16 protein-coding genes and 2 tRNA genes are annotated in these 19,825 nt (G+C 32.5%); 12 read left to right on the top strand and 6 right to left on the bottom strand.

All coding sequences use genetic code 11. The features are described from left to right. Positions 1-114: 114 nt before the first annotated feature. The 8 genes from AAGD26_RS02515 (at position 115) to AAGD26_RS02480 (ending at position 9,946) form a co-directional block, all read left to right on the top strand. On the top strand, positions 115-1,449 hold the full coding sequence (locus tag AAGD26_RS02515; RefSeq protein ID WP_341752095.1) for an MFS transporter: 1,335 nt from the start codon (positions 115-117) through the stop codon (positions 1,447-1,449). A 22-nt stretch (positions 1,450-1,471) separates the two neighbouring features. Further along, entirely contained in the window at positions 1,472-2,722 is a 1,251-nt protein-coding gene (locus AAGD26_RS02510) for an MFS transporter (RefSeq protein WP_341752094.1), read from the top strand. A 16-nt stretch (positions 2,723-2,738) separates the two neighbouring features. Beyond that, a complete protein-coding gene (locus AAGD26_RS02505; protein WP_341752093.1) occupies positions 2,739-4,511 on the top strand; it encodes an ABC transporter ATP-binding protein in 1,773 nt (590 codons plus the stop codon). Between the two features lie 83 nt (positions 4,512-4,594). Beyond that, on the top strand, positions 4,595-5,614 hold the full coding sequence (locus AAGD26_RS02500) for a DNA cytosine methyltransferase (RefSeq protein ID WP_341752092.1): 1,020 nt from the start codon (positions 4,595-4,597) through the stop codon (positions 5,612-5,614). 15 nt (positions 5,615-5,629) lie between these two features. Next, positions 5,630-6,745, top strand: coding sequence for a hypothetical protein (locus AAGD26_RS02495; protein ID WP_341752091.1), 1,116 nt, complete (start codon positions 5,630-5,632; stop codon positions 6,743-6,745). An 81-nt stretch (positions 6,746-6,826) separates the two neighbouring features. Next, a complete protein-coding gene (locus tag AAGD26_RS02490) occupies positions 6,827-6,964 on the top strand; it encodes a hypothetical protein (protein ID WP_341752090.1) in 138 nt (45 codons plus the stop codon). Between the two features lie 143 nt (positions 6,965-7,107). Then, positions 7,108-7,833 (top strand): HD domain-containing protein, encoded by a 726-nt coding sequence (locus AAGD26_RS02485; RefSeq protein ID WP_410520626.1) that lies wholly within the window; start codon positions 7,108-7,110, stop codon positions 7,831-7,833. A 799-nt stretch (positions 7,834-8,632) separates the two neighbouring features. After that, on the top strand, positions 8,633-9,946 hold the full coding sequence (locus tag AAGD26_RS02480; protein WP_341752088.1) for an MFS transporter: 1,314 nt from the start codon (positions 8,633-8,635) through the stop codon (positions 9,944-9,946). Here the strand turns inward: AAGD26_RS02480 and AAGD26_RS02475 are convergent. Beyond that, a complete protein-coding gene (locus AAGD26_RS02475) occupies positions 9,861-10,610 on the bottom strand; it encodes an HD domain-containing protein (protein ID WP_341752087.1) in 750 nt (249 codons plus the stop codon). The genes AAGD26_RS02480 and AAGD26_RS02475 overlap by 86 nt on opposite strands. A 166-nt stretch (positions 10,611-10,776) precedes the next feature. Here AAGD26_RS02475 and AAGD26_RS02470 point away from each other — a divergent pair, with 166 nt between their 5' ends. Then, positions 10,777-11,244: an ankyrin repeat domain-containing protein gene (locus tag AAGD26_RS02470; protein ID WP_341752086.1), complete on the top strand. Its 468-nt coding sequence runs from the start codon at positions 10,777-10,779 to the stop codon at positions 11,242-11,244. Between the two features lie 63 nt (positions 11,245-11,307). Here the strand turns inward: AAGD26_RS02470 and AAGD26_RS02465 are convergent, their stop codons facing one another. Both AAGD26_RS02465 and AAGD26_RS02460 read right to left on the bottom strand, forming a co-directional pair. Then, a complete protein-coding gene (locus AAGD26_RS02465; RefSeq protein WP_341752085.1) occupies positions 11,308-12,237 on the bottom strand; it encodes a site-specific tyrosine recombinase XerD in 930 nt (309 codons plus the stop codon). 21 nt (positions 12,238-12,258) lie between these two features. Next, a tRNA-Cys gene (locus tag AAGD26_RS02460) sits at positions 12,259-12,333 on the bottom strand. A 399-nt stretch (positions 12,334-12,732) separates the two neighbouring features. On the opposite strand from AAGD26_RS02460, the gene AAGD26_RS02455 reads away from it, so the two are divergent. After that, positions 12,733-13,236, top strand: a complete 504-nt coding sequence (locus tag AAGD26_RS02455) for a CarD family transcriptional regulator (protein WP_341747377.1) — start codon at positions 12,733-12,735, stop codon at positions 13,234-13,236. Positions 13,237-13,546: 310 nt separating this feature from the next. Here AAGD26_RS02455 and murA read toward each other — a convergent pair whose 3' ends face one another. The 3 genes from murA to cmk all read right to left on the bottom strand — a co-directional run bounded on the left by murA (position 13,547) and on the right by cmk (position 17,670). Continuing rightward, a complete protein-coding gene (gene murA / locus AAGD26_RS02450; protein ID WP_341752084.1) occupies positions 13,547-14,821 on the bottom strand; it encodes a UDP-N-acetylglucosamine 1-carboxyvinyltransferase in 1,275 nt (424 codons plus the stop codon). A 281-nt stretch (positions 14,822-15,102) separates the two neighbouring features. Beyond that, complete coding sequence (locus tag AAGD26_RS02445; protein WP_341752083.1) at positions 15,103-16,848, bottom strand: 30S ribosomal protein S1; 1,746 nt, start codon at positions 16,846-16,848, stop codon at positions 15,103-15,105. Between the two features lie 171 nt (positions 16,849-17,019). Continuing rightward, on the bottom strand, positions 17,020-17,670 hold the full coding sequence (gene cmk, locus AAGD26_RS02440; protein ID WP_341752082.1) for a (d)CMP kinase: 651 nt from the start codon (positions 17,668-17,670) through the stop codon (positions 17,020-17,022). 279 nt (positions 17,671-17,949) lie between these two features. Between cmk and AAGD26_RS02435 the strand changes: the two genes are divergently transcribed. Both AAGD26_RS02435 and tolB read left to right on the top strand, forming a co-directional pair. Continuing rightward, a tRNA-Val gene (locus tag AAGD26_RS02435) sits at positions 17,950-18,026 on the top strand. Between the two features lie 108 nt (positions 18,027-18,134). Continuing rightward, positions 18,135-19,460: a Tol-Pal system beta propeller repeat protein TolB gene (tolB, locus tag AAGD26_RS02430; protein ID WP_375332290.1), complete on the top strand. Its 1,326-nt coding sequence runs from the start codon at positions 18,135-18,137 to the stop codon at positions 19,458-19,460. Positions 19,461-19,825: the final 365 nt, after the last annotated feature.

Below are 19,825 nucleotides of genomic sequence, written 5' to 3'. Positions count from 1 at the left end.
CCACGTATATACTTAAATCATTTGAGAGTATACCAATTCTTGAAATCATAGCAGTATATAGTAGCCCATGTAAAGCTAGTAGATAATTTTTTGATAAGAAATTTAGGGTTTCTCATGAAAAAGAAAGATTTGTCAATTTTAATAGGTAATAGTCTAGATCATTTTGATACGGCTATTTATAGTTTTCTTGCTCCAATTTTATCAATAATCTTTTTCCCCAAAGACGATCCTATAGTTGCTTTGATCTTAACTTATAGCGTACTAGCAACTTCAATAATTACTAGACCAATTGGGGCAATAATTTTTAGTATAATTGTAAAAAAACGAGGAGCAGCTTTGGCTCTATCCTATTCATTAATAGGCGTTGCTGTTACTACTATGTTAATAGGAGTTATACCAACTTATCAAATGATTGGCTGGTTCTCACCATTGATGCTGCTCATTATTCGAATGATGTTAGCAATTTTTGGTGAAGGAGAACATTGTATTGCCAAATTGTATATTGTAGAAAATAAGACGCAAACTCAAGGAGTGAAAGCATCCTATCTATACGAGTTATCAACAATGTTTGGACTTATTATTGCCTCTTTTGTTAGTACAATTCTGATTAGTTCTAATCATCATGAATATTGGCGTTTATGTTTCATATTAGGAGGGAGTACAGGGATTGTAGGGGTTTATCTTAGACGTTATTCCAATATATCTCAAAGAGCAATAGAACAAGAATCCTATATAGCTAACTTGACTAACATTATGCCAAATTCACAAACGTCATTGCAAGAAGCTACTTTAGTAGCAATGAAAAAATCCAGAAAAATGAGGAATGGATTGCTTCATGGGCTTACTCTTGCTTGCAATGACTTTGTTAGCTATATATCAAATGTGATATTGAATAATAAGTGCAATATTCTGCGTGTGTCTATAGTTAGTGGCTTTTCCTATATGACATATGTGATACCTTTTGTCGTGATGAATAGTTTTATACCTCTTATTACCTCTATATCTTTGGAGAGGATGATGACGTTTAATACAATCTTATTAATTATGGATGCAGCAATGATTCCAATAATAGGGTCTTTGGTTAAGAAATATCGTCCTACAAATGTAATGATCATCAGTACTAGCATTTTATTTATTAGCATAGTACCATTATGGTTATATATGTCTGACGCTTCCTTATGGTATATTAATTTTGTCCGTTTGTGGATTATTACATTAGGGGTAACTTTCTTATGCCCACTAAATTATTGGCTTAATAGTCTATTCCATGGTTCAGATAAATATATGTTGGTTAGTATTGGTGATGCTATAGGTACTTCAATATTTGGAAGATTTACTCCCTCAATATGTATAGCTCTCTGGCATTTTACTGGTTCTTCTATATCTATAGGAATTTACATTGCAATGATTACTTTAGCTACTATATGGGCAGTGAGGAGTATACCATGAAAAACATAATAGATATAGATGTATGACAAGACCGGCATTCCTAATTGCTTTTTTTACAACAATTGTGCGTTATTATGATTATGCTCTTTTTGGTCTCTCAGCAGCAGTTCTGTCCAAGAATTTTTTACCTCTAGGATCAAATGATAGGCAGATATTATTATTTTTTGCTATATTCAGCATAGTTGTAATAGCTCGTCCCATAGGCTCGATCATTTTTGGTCTTATCAGTGATAAATATGGTAGAGTTGTATCAGTTAAAATCTCAGTATTTTTGGCTACTATCTCTACAATTCTTATAGGATTAACCCCTAATTTTGATAAAATTGGTATGTATGCTACAATAATTTTAATATTTTGTCGTATGACATTTTTAATGAGTTTTGCAGGGGAAAGTGATGCAATAAAAATTTATGTTGTAGAAAAGGTGGGTAGGAGGCACAAAAATTATACTTATGGTATCGTGTCATTTTGTACTCAGGTTGGGGCATTGCTTGCTGCAGCAATTTATCATTTTTCAACAAAGTTTGAACAAATATCTCATTTATGGCGGATAAATTTTATTATTGGTGGAATCTTTGGTTTATGTATCATAAGTCTAAGGCACTATTTTCGTGAAAGTGAGGAGTTTCTAAAGTCTAGAAAGGATCATAAATCTATAGATTATAACTTTTTTGATTTAGGAAAGATTATAAAAAATTCATTTGGCAGATTTTTCATAGCAATATTAATAAGTGGTTGCATAGGAGGTATTTACCATTTTCTAATTTATTTTTGGGGAGTATTTGCTGTAAAAAGTGCATTAATTATGGATAGCAATCAATCACAAATTATCAATATAGCTTTAATAAGCATTTACGCTATTATGTCAGTATTGTCTGGTTTTTTAGCTGATAGATTTTACCCTAAAAAACAAATCATCCTCGCATTATCATTAAGTTTGTTAGTGATAATTATTGTACAATTTTTACTATATAAAAAAATCTCGGTAATTTACTTTCCAGTAATGCTTATCGGACTTGCCCCATTTTACGTAGTGCCATTACAAATTATTGTCCAATCTATGTTTATAACTAATATTAGGGCAAGAATGTGTAGTCTATCCCATTCACTTGGCGGTATGATACTTTCATCGACAACACCATTTTTTTGTATGTTATTATGGCAATATTTTAATGCAATATACTTAGTGCTAGGATTTTTTATGCTATTATTACTAATATTGTTCAGTACAGTAATTTTTCTGTATAGTACAAACGTTATAACAAACCACTAGATCTAAGGAGAGAATTTTGCAAAAAAAACATAACCTAATAAATTATGACTATAGTGCCTATAATACTTTAAGAAGGTTAATAGTTGATCATGTAAGACCTTATCTAAAACAGATCGGCATGGCGGTATTTTGTATGGTAATTACGGCTGTGTGTACCGCTTGTATCGTTGATTTAGTGCGACCAACTGTTGATCAAATATTTTTAACAGGCAATCGTCAAATGTTATTATTTTTGCCGTTAATGATAGTAATAACATATACTATTAAAGGGATAGCTGAATATTATTCAAGTTATTTAGTTAAATTTATCGGTCAGAGAATTCTAACTGATTTACAAATTAAAATGTATGAACATCTATTATTTGCCGATACTCTCTTTATTCAATCTCAATCATCAGGGCGTTTAATATCACGCTTTACTAACGATATTGCCATGATGCGTGGTGCTGTGTCAAATTTACTAGTAGGATGTGCGAAATATTTTTTGACAGTAGTAGGCCTTATTATAGTGATGTTTAAGTTAGAACCTAGGTTATCCTGTATAGTATTTCTAGCATTTCCAGCAGCAATTTATCCAATACAGAAATTAGGGAGAAAAATTCGTAAAATATCAGGACAAGCGCAAGAGGAATTAGCTAATTATACTTCTAGGTTAGATGAAACTTTTCAGTCAATTAAAATTGTTAAGTCTTTCTTAGGAGAGAAAATTGAAAGCAATCGAGCTTCATTGCTCTCTAGTAATATTTTACGTTTTCTAAAGAAAACTGCAAAATTGGATGCATTAGTCTCACCAATTATGGAAATATTAAGTGGTATTACAGTTGGAGGGCTTATTTGGTATGGTGGATTATTAATCATAGAAGGAAAAACTACTCCAGGAGCATTTTTTGCTTTTATCGCAGCTTTTGTTACAGCTTATAGACCTTTTAAAAGCTTGGTTTCTTTAAATGTAAATTTACAAGAGGGTATTGCTGCAACAAAAAGAGTTTTTAATGTTCTAGATACTGAGCCTATTATTAAAGATAGTGTAAATGCTCAAAATGTTCAATTAGTTAATCCGCAAATAATTTTTCACAATGTCGAGCTAAAATTTAATGATAAAGTAGCTTTAAAGAAAATTAATTTAAAATTAATGCAAGGAAAAACTACAGCTATTGTAGGACGTTCTGGTAGCGGCAAAACTTCATTATCTAATTTATTAGTAAGATTTTATAACCCAACTAGTGGGCAAATTTTAATTGATGATTACGATATTAAAGACATAAAAATTGACTCTTTAAGACGGCAAATCTCTTTAGTAACGCAAGATACTACATTATTTGACACTAGCGTTGCAGAAAATATTGCTTATGGTAATCCAAATGCTACTCACAGTGAAATTATTACCGCGGCAAAATATGCTGATGCTGATGAATTTATTTCGCACCTTCCATTTGGCTATGATACGATGATTGGCAATCAAGGTACAACACTTTCAGGTGGGCAGCGTCAACGTTTAGCGATAGCCAGAGCATTTTTGAAGCCGGCAGCAATTTTAGTTTGGGATGAGGCAACAAGTTCGTTAGATCAAAATTCTGAGCGATTAATTTTAAATTCTTTAGTAAATCTTCGCAAAGGTAAGACTACCTTAATTATAACCCATCGTTTATCGAGTATTAAGGACGTTGATCACATAGTTGTTATGAAATCTGGTATGATATTTGAACAAGGAACTCATTCGCAGCTTATAGACAATAAAGCCGAATATTATAAATTATATCATAAGGAATTAGAGGAGGGGGATAAGTGATAAGGTTAATATGGAAAAATAAATATACTGCTATGATTTCAAGAGTTGATAGACGATAGAATATAAAAATTATATATTGAGTTATGGCTAAGTTGTTTAATATAAAGTTTATAAAAACTGATTTACAAATGTACAAATTTTCTTTCATTGATTTATTTGCTGGAATAGGAGGTTTTAGGATTGCGTTGCAATCAATAGGTGGAAAGTGTCTTTTTTCATGCGAAATAAATGAACATTGCCAAAAAATGTATCAAGAAAATTTTGGAGAAATTCCAGCTGGAGATATCAAAACAATAGATCCAAATGATATACCAAAGTGTGATGTTTTATGTGCAGGATTTCCTTGTCAACCCTTTAGTATTTCAGGTAAAAAAATGGGATTAAAAGATGAACGTGCAAGTGTAATTGAATCAATATTTAATATCGTAAGTCATTTAAAGCCTAAAGTTGTAATGCTAGAGAATGTGAAGCATTTATTACATCATAACAATGGTGAGACATTGCAACACATCGTATCAAACCTTAATAAGATAGGCTATAACATTTCTTACAATATACTAAATGCAAAAAATTTTGGAGTTCCGCAAAATAGAGAAAGATTAATTATTATTGCAAGTTTAAACGGTAAGTTTGATTTTTCTAAGCTTCAAAAACAAAAAAGTATAAAAATTCATGATATTTTGGATCAAGAAGGGGATTTTGAATTTCTAGAATCAAATGAATATAAAATTATAGATAATCCAACTAGGCAACAAAGTGGTTTAATATTTTGTGGATATAGGAATAAAAAGATAAGAACTACAGGAGTTAGGGAGGGAACTGAGCATTTATCTAGAGTTCACAAACAACCAAACAGAATATATTCAATTGAAGGTACGCACCCAACGTTATCATCGCAAGAAACTTCGGGGCGTTATTGGATATTACTCGATAATGGACGTGTAAGAAAACTAACAATAAATGAGTGTTTTAAAATTATGGGATTTCCTGAGAACTATAAACTAAAATCTCCAGTATCTGAGTTATATAAACAAGTTGGAAATTCTGTATGCATTCCAAAGGTAAGAATTATAGGAGAAGCGATAGTTGAACAATTACTGTGATTTATTGAGTTTATTATGGAATATGGAAAAGAATTAGCTGCTATCTTGGAAAAAGTTTCTATTGAGTCTGATTTCTTTATAGAAGATAGTATTAAAAGTAGATTGGATATTATATTAGATAATTCAGAGCGTAGTAAGGGGGTGCTAACAGTTCTAATTACAAGTGTGGTATACAAGTATTTTCATCCTTCTCAGGATGTTAGATACCATCAATCAAGTATGCAAAATGGATATTCTGGTAGAAGCTTTGATACAAAATATGTTACTCCATTTTTAAGAAAATATGAATTTCCATCAATGTCTGAAAGTGGTTGGCTAACTCGTTCTCTTGAGCAACCTTATCCATATATATTAGACTACAAGGGAAGAATATCACCAAAAGAAGTAGCCGAAGCCTTTTTATTAATTCTTAATGAATTAGAAGTTAATAAATATTCAGCAGAGGTAACTCTTAAGTATATTTTTAAGCAACTTTTAATTCAAAGGGAAAAGAAGCTGATTAATCTAGTTCGTCCAACGGAGATAACGATTGCTAATGCAATTTATATTCTTGAAAAGCATTTTTCGTATAAATACAAAGATGGTTTTGGAGCAAGTAGGTTGCCAGTATTAGCAATTTATGCAATATATAAATGTTTTATTGATGAGATTAAAAGATTTAATTCATGTAAATTGGCTCAACTTGAAAGTCATACATCATCTGATCTACGAAGTGGTGCTGTAGGGGATATTGAAGTATTTGATAAAAACAATCAAGTTCTTGAAGTTATAGAGGTTAAGTGGAATAGGCTAATCACTAAAGAGACCGTGCAAATTGCATTTGACAAATTTCGGATTACTAAAATTCAAAGATATTACATTTTATCAAATTTAAAGTTAACCGCATCAGAATTTGATGCTATTAATGACATAATTCAAAAAATTAAAATCTTACATGGCTGTCAGGTTATCGTGAATGGTATTATTGACACAATAAAATACTATTTACGCTTATTACAAGATACATCAAATTTTGTAGACAAATATGTTTCGTTAGTAGAGGTTGATAGAGCTATTAAATACGAGCATAAAATACGTTGGAATGAAATTTTTAATGAAGTTATGGTAGGGGGAATAATTTTAGGTGAATAACTCACTTTACGTAGTGAGAAGAAAAGGTGGATAAAAATGCAAGTTTGGATATAATAATTCTATAAGTAAAGATTGATTAGAATGCACAAAACACTAGATATTTATACAGACTATTTAATTTGTCAAAATAGCTATGCAACAGCTACTGGTTTATCTGATTTGTTATGTAGCGAGATGGGACACGATAAATTTACTAGATTTCTCATTTACACAATATAGGATAAGTGAACATAAAGGGAGTAACTGTCTATTTATACAACAACAAAATGCAAAAACATTCATCTTTTTTAAAAATAGATAAAAAATCCTTGGTAATAATTTATATTTTAGTTTAATCTATAAATTGAATATAAAAAATATTTATGGTTTTTATGGAAGAAGATATTAATTATTGGGACAACTCAAAGTATGCACCTTGTCAATATGCTACTAGGTTACTGGACAAATTACGTAAGATGAATGAGAAAATAAACCGGTCAATAGATATTGATGAGGTTAAAAAGGCTATTTATTACGCCAAGAAATATCATGGCAGTCAAATGAGGCAGTCAGGCGAGCCTTATTACTCTCATCCACTAGAGGTGGCGTATATGATCTCTGATTATCTTTACCGCACTGACATTCTTGTTACCAGCATATTGCATGACACCATTGAGGATACAAAACTTACCAAAAAGATGATTGCCTATATCTTTGGGGAGCAGGTTGCTAGTCAAGTAGAAGACTTAAGCAGGAACAAGTCTCACGGGAAGATTAGCTCGGCAGAAACATTAGATATATTACTTCAACAAGAAAAATATGATGTGGCATTGATTAAATTATTTGACCGAGTTCACAACTTACAAAATCTAGGAGTTAAATCACCTGAAAAAGCTAGGAAGATTATTGAAGAAACCGTAAAAAATTTTATAATCATTGCTATGTATTTAAAAATACCAACAATAACACAAGACTTAACTGCATTATGTTATAAAAATTTATCCATACAGCAGCTTGACCAACATAATCATCAAAATTCTATGGATAATTCGCCACTTTCTCCAACTTTTCAAAATGTAATAGCCCGTATGCGAACCCCACAATTGTAGGGATCATAATAACCCATAATCCCCAATAGCCAAAATGGTTAACAAGATAAGTGAAGCCAAAAGCAGTAATAACGGATACGAAAGCACGTGATATAGCGAATATAATGCTAGCACAGGTGAAACCTTTAAATACAGGAAAATGTTTATAAATAATTGGCATAGCAGGACCTAAACATTCGTTAAATAAATTGTTAACAATGCGATTCTAATTGTTTATCAGCCCAAACTGCAGCAGACACAGAAATTTCTGCATTCTTGTTAGGATATTTTGTGGTGATTGTCTTAATAGCATTAACCCATTGCCTTGCTTCTGAAAAAACATCGGTATAGACTCGTGTAGCATCCTTCTTAAATATTCCTAAACTGCACTCTTAAACAGATCAAGACTTACCTTGTCTTCTTCCTTCCCGTTACCTTTATCCCCATAATCAAAATTATCAACCATTTTATATTTTACCATGCTATTAGGTTGATTTATGTTACCATATTTTAATTAGAATCAATTCTAAAATAATAGTCAAATTAATTTTTAATAAAAAAATTAATTATTTTTTCATATATAAACAATGTCCAATATTCTACTCGCATAACTATATTAGTTCTGATATTTAACATCCTTTGATCTAAGCCTATATTTTTACCAAATATCTCTTTTCCCCCTTCTAATTATGTTTATAGAATTGTGATATTGTTACAACCAAGATTTATTATTTCAATTTTCGATATTATAATTTTCTTGCTATCGTTCAACCAAATCATCAATATCTATTAATATTAATAAATATATTAAGGTGAATAAATGATAGGATATCAGCAAGAACAAAGAAGCCTCACTAAAGAACAAAAAGAAGCAGTTGGATTACTTTCAATCGGTACATTTTTGGAGTATTTTAATCTGATGCTTTATGTGCATTTAGCCGTATTACTAAATGAGTTATTTTTTCCTAAATATGAAGCTTTTGCTGCATCTATACTGACAGCTTTTGCCTTTTGTTCTACTTTTATTTTCCGTCCAATTGGAGCATTAATTTTTGGTTATATCGGGGATAGAGTAGGACGTAAAGCAACAGTTATTATTACCACTATTATGATGGCAATTTCATGTGTAATAATGGCCAATGTTCCAACTTATGCCCAAATTGGCATTGCCGCTTCTATATTAATTACCGTATGCCGTATATTACAGGGCATGTCATCAGTAGGCGAAGTAGTAGGAGCAGAACTTTATTTAACAGAAACTATAAAACCTCCCATACAATATCCAGTAGTAACTTTTATTGACATTGCTTCTGTTATTGGTGGAACAGGTGCTTTAGCCATGGCTTCGCTTGTTACATCTTATGGATTGAATTGGCGTATTGCTTTTTGGATAGGAGCAGTAATTGCTTTGGTTGGTGGGGTTGCTAGAACCGCTCTTAGGGAAACACCTGAGTTTGTCAATGCGAAACTTCGACTAAAAAGGAAATATGAGAAAGCTAATATTGATATAAAAGAATTACATAATAATCCCATTGTTAATGAAATAGTTAATAAAAAATCAGTGTTATATTTATTTATAATAAAGTGTGCTTGGCCGATATCTTTTTATTTTGCTTATATACATTCAAGCAATCTTCTAAAAAGTTCTTTTGGCTATAGTGCAGAACAAGTAATACACCAAAATTTTATTGTTTCAATTATACAGTTGGCTGGTGTGTTATTCATAAGTTATTTAAGTTATAGGATATATCCACTGAAAATTCTAAAAATAAAATTAGCAATATCTTCTATTTTAATGCTGTTTTCCCCTTATATTTTGAACAATATAACTGAGCCATTTTACTTATTTTTATTTCAAGCTGTCCTTGTACTGATTCCTCTTGATAGTGTACCAGCTCATTCAATATTTTTTAGACATTTTCCAGTTTTTAAACGTTACACTTACAGCAGTGTTATTATGGCTGTAGCACGTGCTTTTATGACTGTTATTACCTCTTTTGGTATTATCTTTTTAACAAAATATTTTGGTCAGTGGGGATTATTAATTATTATGATTCCAATAAATCTCGGATTTGCTTTTGGTTTGTGTCATTTTCAAAAGTTAGAGAAGGAAGCTGGTATTTATGTCGGCTAATTGTTGTAGAATCTAAGGGGCATGCAGTAATTGATAAATGTTTGTAACATAAAGCAGTTAGTATATTTTCTAGTTGTGTTGTTTTATAATACATGCTGACAGTTATAAAACTTTTAAAAGTTTCCTCTACAATCTTCTTAATCTTTTCTGGAGATTTTACACCAACAGTTTCTAAATTGTGAATCCGATCAAAAAGTTTAATCAGTGCTACATCATGTTTTTTTTGCTGAATTAATAAATCTAGTGTTTCTGCCGAGCTAATCTTGCCATGAGGCTTGACCCTGGTCAGGTCTTCTACTTGACTAGCCACTTGACTGCCAAAGATGTAAGCAATCATCTTTTCGGTCAGGTGTGTATCCTCAATGGTATCGTGTAGTAATGCAGTCACAATCATGTCTGTTCTGAAATATTGTGGAAGTTCTAGTGCTGTGTACTGGGCAAGCATATAAGCCACTTCAATGGGATGCGAGTAATAAGGCTCACCAGACTGCCTAATTTGACTACCATGATATTTTTTAGCATAGTAGATGCCTTTTTTGACTTCATACATGTCTATTGGTTGCTTTACTTTTGTATTTAGCAAAATTAATTCATTAAGCAACCTCTCAGCATATGCACAATACTGGTATTTTGAATTATCCCAATAGTTATTAACATCTTCCATAATAAACCATGATATTTTAATTATAAAGTTATTATAAACTAAAATTCTGACTATTTAAAGCATTTATTGCTTTTTATTTTTAAAAAGATGCATATTTTCTAACCTATGTTGTATAAATTTTTTTATAAATATGCTTAGTGGGTAGGAAAAATATGATATAGTTAAGATGGGAAATATTGAGTTAGTACGCAGAATGTTAAAGTCGCCTAACTTTAATATTAATGCCAAAGATATAAATGGCAGAACTCCATTATATATAGCGGCAAAAGAAGGGTTTACAATAGAGTTATTAATTAAGTCTAGTGCCACGGTAGATGTGCTAGGTTATGAAAAAAGGACAGCTTTACATGAAGCCGCATTGAACGCTAAATATCAGGCAGTAGAAATATTACTTAAGTACGGAGCTCAAGTGGATAGTAAGGGTTGGGGTGAAGACATTACAAGATTTGGGCATAATGACAAAGGAACATTATATAATACACCCTTATTTAATGTGTTGGATATATGTGTTGCCAAATATCAAGCTCCATATGATGCAAACCCTGACGACATACCTGATACAGACCCTAAAGTAGATTCTGATATAGAAGATAATAGTGATATTACAAAGAATTCAGAAAAAAAGGAGGATTAAACTATAAATTGCTATTTTAGAAAATGCTCATTCACCCCTTGTTTTACGCTCTAATTCTTTACATCATTTGAGTGTAGATAATTTAAGCGGATGATGATCTAAAGCCTGTTTTAGATGCTTTGTTTGTATATGTGTATAAATTTGGGTAGTACTAATATCAGCATGTCCAAGTAGTTCTTGAATTACCCTAAGATCTGCACCGCCTTCTAACAAATGGCTTGCAAAACTGTGACGTAAAGTATGTGGGGAGATATTACTTGGGTCTAGCCCAGCCTTAATAGATGCTTGTTTTAACAGAATTGCGAAATTCTGCCTAGTCATATGACCATTAGTTGAAGAAGAGCAAAATAAATAAATTTGACTTTTAGGGTGTTTTTTGCTTATAAATTTACTACGAATAGTTAAATAATCAGACAAACTCATGGTAGCCTGTTCATTGATTATCACCATTCTTTCTTTATTACCTTTACCGATTATTGAAAATATTTTTCTAATATTTTGGGACATTTGATTTACTAAAATATCAGTTAACCTTATACTGACAAGCTCAGAAACACGTAACCCACTTGCATATAATAAATGAATCATTGCTTTTAGGCGTATGGAATCAGGGTTTTTGTCTTGATTGCAATAGAAAAGTAAATCTTTGATTTTATCAATTGATAATGTAGAAGGAAGTTTAGCTTGATATCTTGGTAAATCTACCATCAAAACAGGATTATAATTGGTATGCTTTTCGCTAATTAAAAATTCATAATAGTTTTTTATAGTGGATATCTTCCGGTTGATTGATCTTGCCTGCAAGCCATTTCCTGCCAAATATTCTATCCAGTCTCTAATATTTTCAGCTTTAATATTCAGCTCTAACAATTTATTCTGTGATAAAAATTTCTGGAAATCTAACAGATCACCTTTGTAGCCAAGTACGGAATTATTAGCTACACCACGCTCCGCTATCATCATTTCTAGGAATTGTTCGATAAACTCTACCATATTACGTACAGTTTGTTTTAATGGAGGCCAGGGCCGGAATCGAACCGGCGCATTGAGGATTTGCAGTCCACGGCATTACCACTTTGCTACCTAGCCTAAAGAGCTGAGATACTAACCAATATTAGAGCAAAAGGCAACTTATTTTTCTTTTGTTTTAGGTAGGGTAATATTTTTTTATAACTTATACTTTGTTATCCTTCTAAAATATGCTATACTACCACAGAGTAAAATTAGTCTGTATTATATACTAATTCTGTTTCGAAGAATTGTTATTTGAAAATATCAAGGACTCCCGTACCGTATGTACGTCTAGTGTGTTCTCTCCTCATTTTCAAATCTAATTTGGAGTCACATTCAAGTATATTTAGGGAGTGTTATCTTTAGTATTGTGATTTGCAAAATATCTATAGTTATGATTTAATTATTTGCAACTCACTGACACAAATTCAAATCAATTGACCATGGTCTAAGTTTTTATAATGGAAAGGAGTAAGCATGTCAACATCGTCTGAATTTAAAGTAGGAGAAAGAATTGTATATCCATCTCATGGAGTTGGAGAGATAGTAAATGTAGAACACCAAATCATAGCTGGTACTGATATTAAGGTTTATGTAATATCATTCCCTCAAGACAAAATGACTTTGAAAGTACCGGTAAACAGAGCTGCTATTTCGGGTCTTAGAAAACTTGTTAGTAAAACTGATTTAGCTGTAATATATTCAACGCTTCAGGGTAAAGCTAAGCAAGGTAATAGGATGTGGAGTAGAAGAGCACAAGAATATGAGGGTAAAATAAATTCTGGTAATGTAGTATCTGTAGCAGAAGTGGTACGAGATCTCTATAAGAATGTTGATAGTGACCGATCTTATAGTGAAAGGACTATTTATGAATCAGCCTTAAATAGGCTAGCTGGGGAGCTTGCAATTCTTGAGAATATAAATCCTGACGAAGCAATTAATAAATTAATTGAAGTATTGAGAGATAAGCTCGCTGCGTAAATTGAAAATTCATTTTCCCGAGGTGATATACTGCTATGATTTCAAGAATTGATAGACGATAGTATACTTAAATGATTTGAAGAATTGGATTTGAAAATGAATGGTGAGCAAGCGGAACGTGCATATAGTATAGTCACGCATGCGAATCCATGATAAACAATTCTTCAGAGCAGAAGAGTATATAACTTCAGGAAGAGCTAGGCAGTAGCAAAGTCGAGCAGCGTAACGTACATGAGTAATGGGGCAGCTTCAATCTTTAGGTCACGGGAATCTTAATTCTTGAAGTTCTACCTAAGTAGAATAAATTTATTTAAACATTACCTCCAGTAATTCGTACTATATTTGCCCCGCAACTGGTTAGTTTTTTCTCCAATGTTTGGTATCCACGATCTAAGTGGTAGATTCGGTGTATTCTTGTTGTATCGTTGGCGGCAAGTCCAGCTAATACTAGGGATACTGATGCTCTGAGGTCGCTTGCCATTACTTCCGCTCCTGTCAAAAAAGGTATACCCCGTATTATAGCACTCTTTCCGTTAACTGTTATATTTGCACCCATTCTGCATAATTCAGGAACATGCATAAAGCGATTCTCAAAAATATTTTCTGTAATTATAGAAGAACCTTTGCAAAGAGTCATAAGGCTCATAAACTGAGCTTGTAAGTCTGTTGCAAAACCTGGATATGGGTTTGTATGGATGTCCACAGGATTTAATTTACCTACATAAGAGACTCTTAAACCATTATCAATAGGTAAAATTTCTATACCAGCTTCAATAAGCTTTAATACTATATTTTCAACGATATTATTGCTGATTCCATAAATGTTTAAATTGCCTTTAGTAATAGCAGCAGCAATCATGTAAGTACCGGCTTCAATACGATCCGGCATAATTGAATAATTGACATTTTTTAAATGAGATCTACCAATTATTCTTATTTCGTTTGTAGCAATTCCATCTATTTCTGCACCCATTTTGCTAAGACAATGGCACAGATCAATGATTTCTGGTTCTCTAGCACAGTTAAATAATATTGTTTCTCCTTCAGCCAAAGTAGCAGCCATTATGGCGTTAATTGTTGCTCCAACAGATATTTTATTAAAAACAAAATGTACAGCTTTTAATCTACCTTTAATTGTAGCATTAATATAACCATGATCGACGTCAATATTTGCCCCCATAGCTTGTAGAACTGCTACATGTAGATCCACTTGTCGAGCACCTATAGCACATCCTCCAGGTAAGGAAACCTTAGCTTTAGAAAATCTAGAGAGTAGAGGCCCTAGAACCCAAATAGAAGCACGCATTTTACGTACTATATCATATGGTGCAGTAAAATTATTAATATTGCTGCTGTCGATATCCATGCTCAATTGATCTTGATGATCAGTTACAGTAACAACGCTACCTAAATTCTCAAGTAATTTTTTCATTGTGAGAATATCAGTAAGCTTTGGAACATTGTTAATACTAAGCTTATCTGTAAGTAATGCTGCAGTCATAATTGGTAGGGCCGAATTTTTAGCACCACTAATGCTAATACTACCTTCAAGAGGGATACCGCCTTTAATTATCAAACTGTCCATGGGGAAATCCTATATATTACTTAACAAAAACTTGAAAATTAGTTTACCACTTTTCAAGTTTTTAGGTAAAAAGGTAAAAATTGAGTAGCAAAATTGAAGTAAAGGCTTCGATTTTGCTACAAAACAATAATAGATATCTTTGACAAACTCTACTTTTGTTGGTAACTTATTCGTGCTATCGGTGTTCTGCTCCTCACATACATCATCGTCCGCTGCGGGGTCAATATTCCGTGGCTTCTTTAAATTCCTCAGCATAAGTGAGTTTGCCAAAGTCTAATCAATCAAGTTTTACCGTTTTTCTCTCCTTTATTGTCAAGAGCTGTTCCAAGTATGTCTCCTAGACTAGCAGCACTATCAGCAGAACCATATTCTTTGATAGCTTTTTCCCTCTTTTCTATTTCAAGTGCTTTTATTGACAAAGTAACTTTACGAGATGCCTTATCAATGGTAATGATTTTTGCATCAATTCTGTCATTAGGAACAAATCTTTCAGTTTTTTGATCAGCTTTTTCACTAGAAAGATCAGCTTTTTTGATGAAGCCCGGTATTTTGTCGTCTAAAATAACTTCTATCCCATCATCTTTAACTTCAGTAACTGAGCAAGTAACGACCATATTTTTTTTGTACATGCCAAATTCATCTTGCTGGGGGTCAAAGCTTAGTTGTTTAATACCTAAGCTTATACGTTCCTTTTCAATATCAATTGATAAGACTTTACACTCTATTTGATCATTCTTTTTATATGTTTTTAACAGCTCAGTACCATTGCCTTCCCAACTTATATCTGTTTCATGAATCATACCATCAATGTTGTCATCAAGTGCTACAAACATACCAAAGTCAGTGATATTTCGTATTGGTGCTTTAATTATACTACCTATTGCATGACTATGTGCAAACCCAATAATTGGGTTATCTTGACACTGTTTAATACTTAGAGATATTCTATGTTTATCGGTATCAACTTCTAGAATTGTGAATTGAACTTCTTGACCAATAGTAAGCATTTTCTTAGGATGTTGATTTGATTTTACCCAACTAATTTCACTTGAATGAACGAGCCCTTCAATACCATCTTTTAATTCAATAAATACCCCATAATCAGCAATATTTGTTACTTTGCCAGTCATTATTTTGCCAACTGGGAATTCTTCTTTTATACTTTGCCATGGATTATGATCAAGTTGCTTCATACCAAGTGAAATTCTCTTAGTTTCTTCATTAAATTTTATAACTATAACCCTAACCTTTTGATCTAGAGATAAAACTTCAGAAGGGTGATTTATTCTACTCCATGAAATATCAGTAACGTGCAATAGACCGTCTACATTACCTGAATTACCTAAAGCAATAAACGCACCGTAATCAGTGATATTTTTTACTGTACCATCTAATATTATTCCTTCCTTAATTTTCGATAACATTTCGTCTCTAGCCTCAGATCTTGATTCCTCAAGTATAGCTCTTCTAGAAACTACGATATTACCAAGTTTCTTATCCATCTTTAAAATTTGGAATGGCTGCTTGATACCCATTAACGAAGCAATATCTTTTATTGGTCTAACATCTACCTGACTTCCAGGTAAGAAGGCAACAACCCCTGATACGTCAACAGTAAATCCACCTTTAACACGTCCGAATATTACACCATCAACAAACTGTTTATTGGCACATGCAATTTCTAAATGTCCCCATGATTCTTCTCTAATGGCCTTTTCACGACTTAATATAGTTCTACCGTTACGTCCTTCAATTTTCTCAATATATACATCAACTATCTCGCCAACTTCTGGTAAAGGTTGATTACTAACTAGAGCAAATTCTTCTATAGGAACTCTGCCTTCATTCTTTAATCCAACATCAACTATGATAATGCCTTTAGCAATCCCTACTACTTGACCTTTGACAACAGTACCTTCTTTTACGTGACTAGTACTTACGGATTCAAGCATTTGTGCAAAATCTTCGTGAGATTGAATACTAATTTCAGCAAGCTGAGAAACAAATTTTTTCTTAAATTTTTGCATATTATTCTCTAATACTAGTTGTGCCGTCTAGTATAAAAATTATAGTTAATTGACTTGAATTTACATAAGCAAGTGGTTCTTCGCCTTAAGTAATCAAATTCAACTAAATTAACTATGAAGGGTTAATAAAATGTAGATAAAACAACCTATGGCACATAAAATATGTTGATGTTACCTAACTGAGATAAACTCCATGATCTTATCAATCACTTCTTTTGGTGATAGATAAGAAGTATCAATTTCTAAAGCTCCTTGTGAGGGAAGAGTTGGAGCAATATCACGCTCTATATCGCGTTTGTCTCTTATTTTTAGTTGTTCCAAAACTGTCTCAAATATATATTCTCCTCCTTTTTCTTGCAACTCTTTATATCTTCTCTTTGCTCTAATAATAATATCTGCTCTGATAAAAATCTTTAAGTCAGCATTTGGAGCCACTACTGTTCCAATATCTCTACCTTCCATTATAATTCTAGGAGTTGTTTTTATTAATTTTCCTAGATATTTTCCTAGGTTATTTCTTACTTCCGGTATAATAGCAATTTTTGATGCTACATTACCTACAATCTCACTATCAAGTTCTGAATTTTGTACATATTCCGTAGATTTGGATAATTCAATTATTCCATTTATGTCAGTAAGATCAATTTTTTGGTTTATACAAGAAATAGCAAGGCTTCTATATACAATACTTGATTGAAAGTAAGTAAGCTTAAGTTTTTGTGCTAACATTTGACCAATTGTACTCTTACCCGATGCTGCTGGACCATCCAGTGCCACTACAAAATTATTGCTAATATTAAAAGCTTGAGATTTTAAGGTCATTTACTTAATAATTTTATGCCGAATTCTAGCTGAATATTTAAAATAATGCAAATAAAACTTGAAATTGAAGCTATTATAGATTAGACATGTTACTATGAAAACTTAATATATATTTCAAATGATTTGAAGAATTGGGACAACAAACAAGGGGTAACCGGACTAGGCGTACATTTGCTACGTGAGTACGCGATAGACTCTGCAAGTATTTGAAAAAGCAATTCTTTAAAGCAGAAGAGTATACTTTGTTGTTTTAAGTATAAAATTAAATCAGAAAAGCAAGGGCGGTTAGCTCAGTTGGTTAGAGCATTACGTTGACATCGTAAAGGTCGGTGGTTCGAACCCACTATCGCCCACCAAACTTTTATTATATATTAACATCAATTTGTATTTAGGTCCTGTCGCCAAAAACAACCTAAATACAAATTGATATTAAATATTGTTAAAAAAAGATCTAGGTGGTATTAGTGGTCAGGTATTTTTGTGTTATACTGTTGTTAGTTGCTAACTTCAATAGTTATGCCATAGAAACTATAGTTATAGAGCGAGGACATGTTGATCCAATACCGATAGCCATTAATAAATTTGATGCAGATGATAGTGCGAATAGTGTAATTGGTGCTGATATAATTAGTGTAATATCTAATGATCTAAAGATTTCCGGCATGTTCCACCCAATTTCTACTGCTTCTTTTATAGAACAAATTGTGGGGATAAAACATAAGCCTCTTTTTGCTGCTTGGCGACACATTAATGCTAATCTTCTGATTAATGGTGAAGTTGTAAAGCTCTCTTCTGGTAAGCTAAAGGTTAGTTTTATATTATGGGATGCAAGCTTAGAAAAAGATCTTATAGGTGAGGTTTTTGAAATACCAACACATTTATGGCGTAGAGTAGCACATAAAATAGCTGATAAAATTTATGAGAAAATTACTGGAGATTTAGGTTATTTTGATACAAAAATAGTATATGTGTCAGAGAGTGGACCTTATCTAAAACGAGTAAAGAAAATAGCTATGATGGATCATGATGGTGCTAATCATAAATATCTGTCAGATGGGAAAAATTTGGTTCTTACTCCAAGATTTTCACCACAAGCAGATAAAATCATGTATCTATCCTATATTCACAAGCAGAAACCACATGTTTATGTTCGTGATCTTAAAACAGGTAAGGAAAGATTGGTTGGTAATTTTCCTGGTATGTCCTTTGCTCCAAGATTCTCACCCCAAGGAAACAAAGCTATAATGTCGATAGCAAGAAAGGGAGCTACGCATATTTTTGAAATTGATCTGAATAATATGGCGACTAAGCAGTTGACCCATGGTGTTGGTATTAATACCTCTCCTAGCTATTCACCTGATGGCAGTAAAATAGTTTTTAATTCTGATCGAAGTGGAACAAGACAATTATATATTATGAATTCTGATGGTTCAAATATTGAACGTATAAGTTTTGGTGGAGGAGTTTATGCTGCACCAAGTTGGTCGCCTAGAGGAGATTACATAGCGTTTACAAAAATATCTCAAGGTGAAGGTTTTACAATTGGGGTCATGAAAGCCTTTGCCTATGGTGAGAATACTGAAAGAATTATAACTAGTGGATATCTAGTTGAAAGTCCATGCTGGTCACCCAATGGTAGGATAATTATGTTTGCTAAAGGCTGGCCTCCTAGAAACAAAACAGCAGGTAAAAATCGTATATATTCCATTGATTTGACTGGTTATAATGAAAGAGAGATTCTCACCCCTCAAGATGCTTCTGATCCTGAGTGGTCAAGAATGTTAAATTGACTAGGTTCTTATATCTTAAAAACATATTATAACCTTGATATAAGAATTAATAATTCTTATATCGATACTTGCTTTATTATAAGGAAAAATGCACTCTTGAAGCGGCTGACGCGAGTGCATTTTAACAATCAGGTGGGCAGCCGCTTCAAACCTGATTGTTTCTATATATAATACTGAATTCGATGTAACTTGTTATATCGAATTCAGGTTATTATACCATTTCCCAAAACTAAATTGCTACTCGGAGTACGAGTGGCGGCTACCTTTGCGTACAACTAGTATGTGAGGAGCGGAGATCATGAAGTACGACGATATGATGATTAGTTTTCGGAAATGGTATTATAAGAACCTAGGGCTAACCTATT

Origin of the sequence: Candidatus Tisiphia endosymbiont of Piscicola geometra (assembly GCF_964026415.1) — a bacterium.
GTDB lineage: Bacteria > Pseudomonadota > Alphaproteobacteria > Rickettsiales > Rickettsiaceae > Tisiphia.
The sequence above is the reverse complement of the archived record's forward strand: the minus strand, read 5'-3'. Positions and strand labels throughout refer to the sequence as shown.

What these genes read in the sequence shown, in the direction of transcription:
- AAGD26_RS02515 (WP_341752095.1), top strand. Translation starts at nt 115, where the DNA reads ATGAAAAAGAAAGATTTGTCAATTTTAATAGGTAATAGTCTAGATCAT.
- AAGD26_RS02510 (WP_341752094.1), top strand. Translation starts at nt 1,472, where the DNA reads ATGACAAGACCGGCATTCCTAATTGCTTTTTTTACAACAATTGTGCGT.
- AAGD26_RS02500 (WP_341752092.1), top strand. Translation starts at nt 4,595, where the DNA reads ATGGCTAAGTTGTTTAATATAAAGTTTATAAAAACTGATTTACAAATG.
- AAGD26_RS02495 (WP_341752091.1), top strand. Translation starts at nt 5,630, where the DNA reads ATGGAATATGGAAAAGAATTAGCTGCTATCTTGGAAAAAGTTTCTATT.
- AAGD26_RS02490 (WP_341752090.1), top strand. Translation starts at nt 6,827, where the DNA reads ATGCACAAAACACTAGATATTTATACAGACTATTTAATTTGTCAAAAT.
- AAGD26_RS02485 (WP_410520626.1), top strand. Translation starts at nt 7,108, where the DNA reads ATGGTTTTTATGGAAGAAGATATTAATTATTGGGACAACTCAAAGTAT.
- AAGD26_RS02480 (WP_341752088.1), top strand. Translation starts at nt 8,633, where the DNA reads ATGATAGGATATCAGCAAGAACAAAGAAGCCTCACTAAAGAACAAAAA.
- AAGD26_RS02475 (WP_341752087.1), bottom strand. Translation starts at nt 10,610, where the DNA reads ATGGAAGATGTTAATAACTATTGGGATAATTCAAAATACCAGTATTGT.
- AAGD26_RS02470 (WP_341752086.1), top strand. Translation starts at nt 10,777, where the DNA reads ATGGGAAATATTGAGTTAGTACGCAGAATGTTAAAGTCGCCTAACTTT.
- AAGD26_RS02465 (WP_341752085.1), bottom strand. Translation starts at nt 12,237, where the DNA reads ATGGTAGAGTTTATCGAACAATTCCTAGAAATGATGATAGCGGAGCGT.
- AAGD26_RS02455 (WP_341747377.1), top strand. Translation starts at nt 12,733, where the DNA reads ATGTCAACATCGTCTGAATTTAAAGTAGGAGAAAGAATTGTATATCCA.
- murA (WP_341752084.1), bottom strand. Translation starts at nt 14,821, where the DNA reads ATGGACAGTTTGATAATTAAAGGCGGTATCCCTCTTGAAGGTAGTATT.
- AAGD26_RS02445 (WP_341752083.1), bottom strand. Translation starts at nt 16,848, where the DNA reads ATGCAAAAATTTAAGAAAAAATTTGTTTCTCAGCTTGCTGAAATTAGT.
- cmk (WP_341752082.1), bottom strand. Translation starts at nt 17,670, where the DNA reads ATGACCTTAAAATCTCAAGCTTTTAATATTAGCAATAATTTTGTAGTG.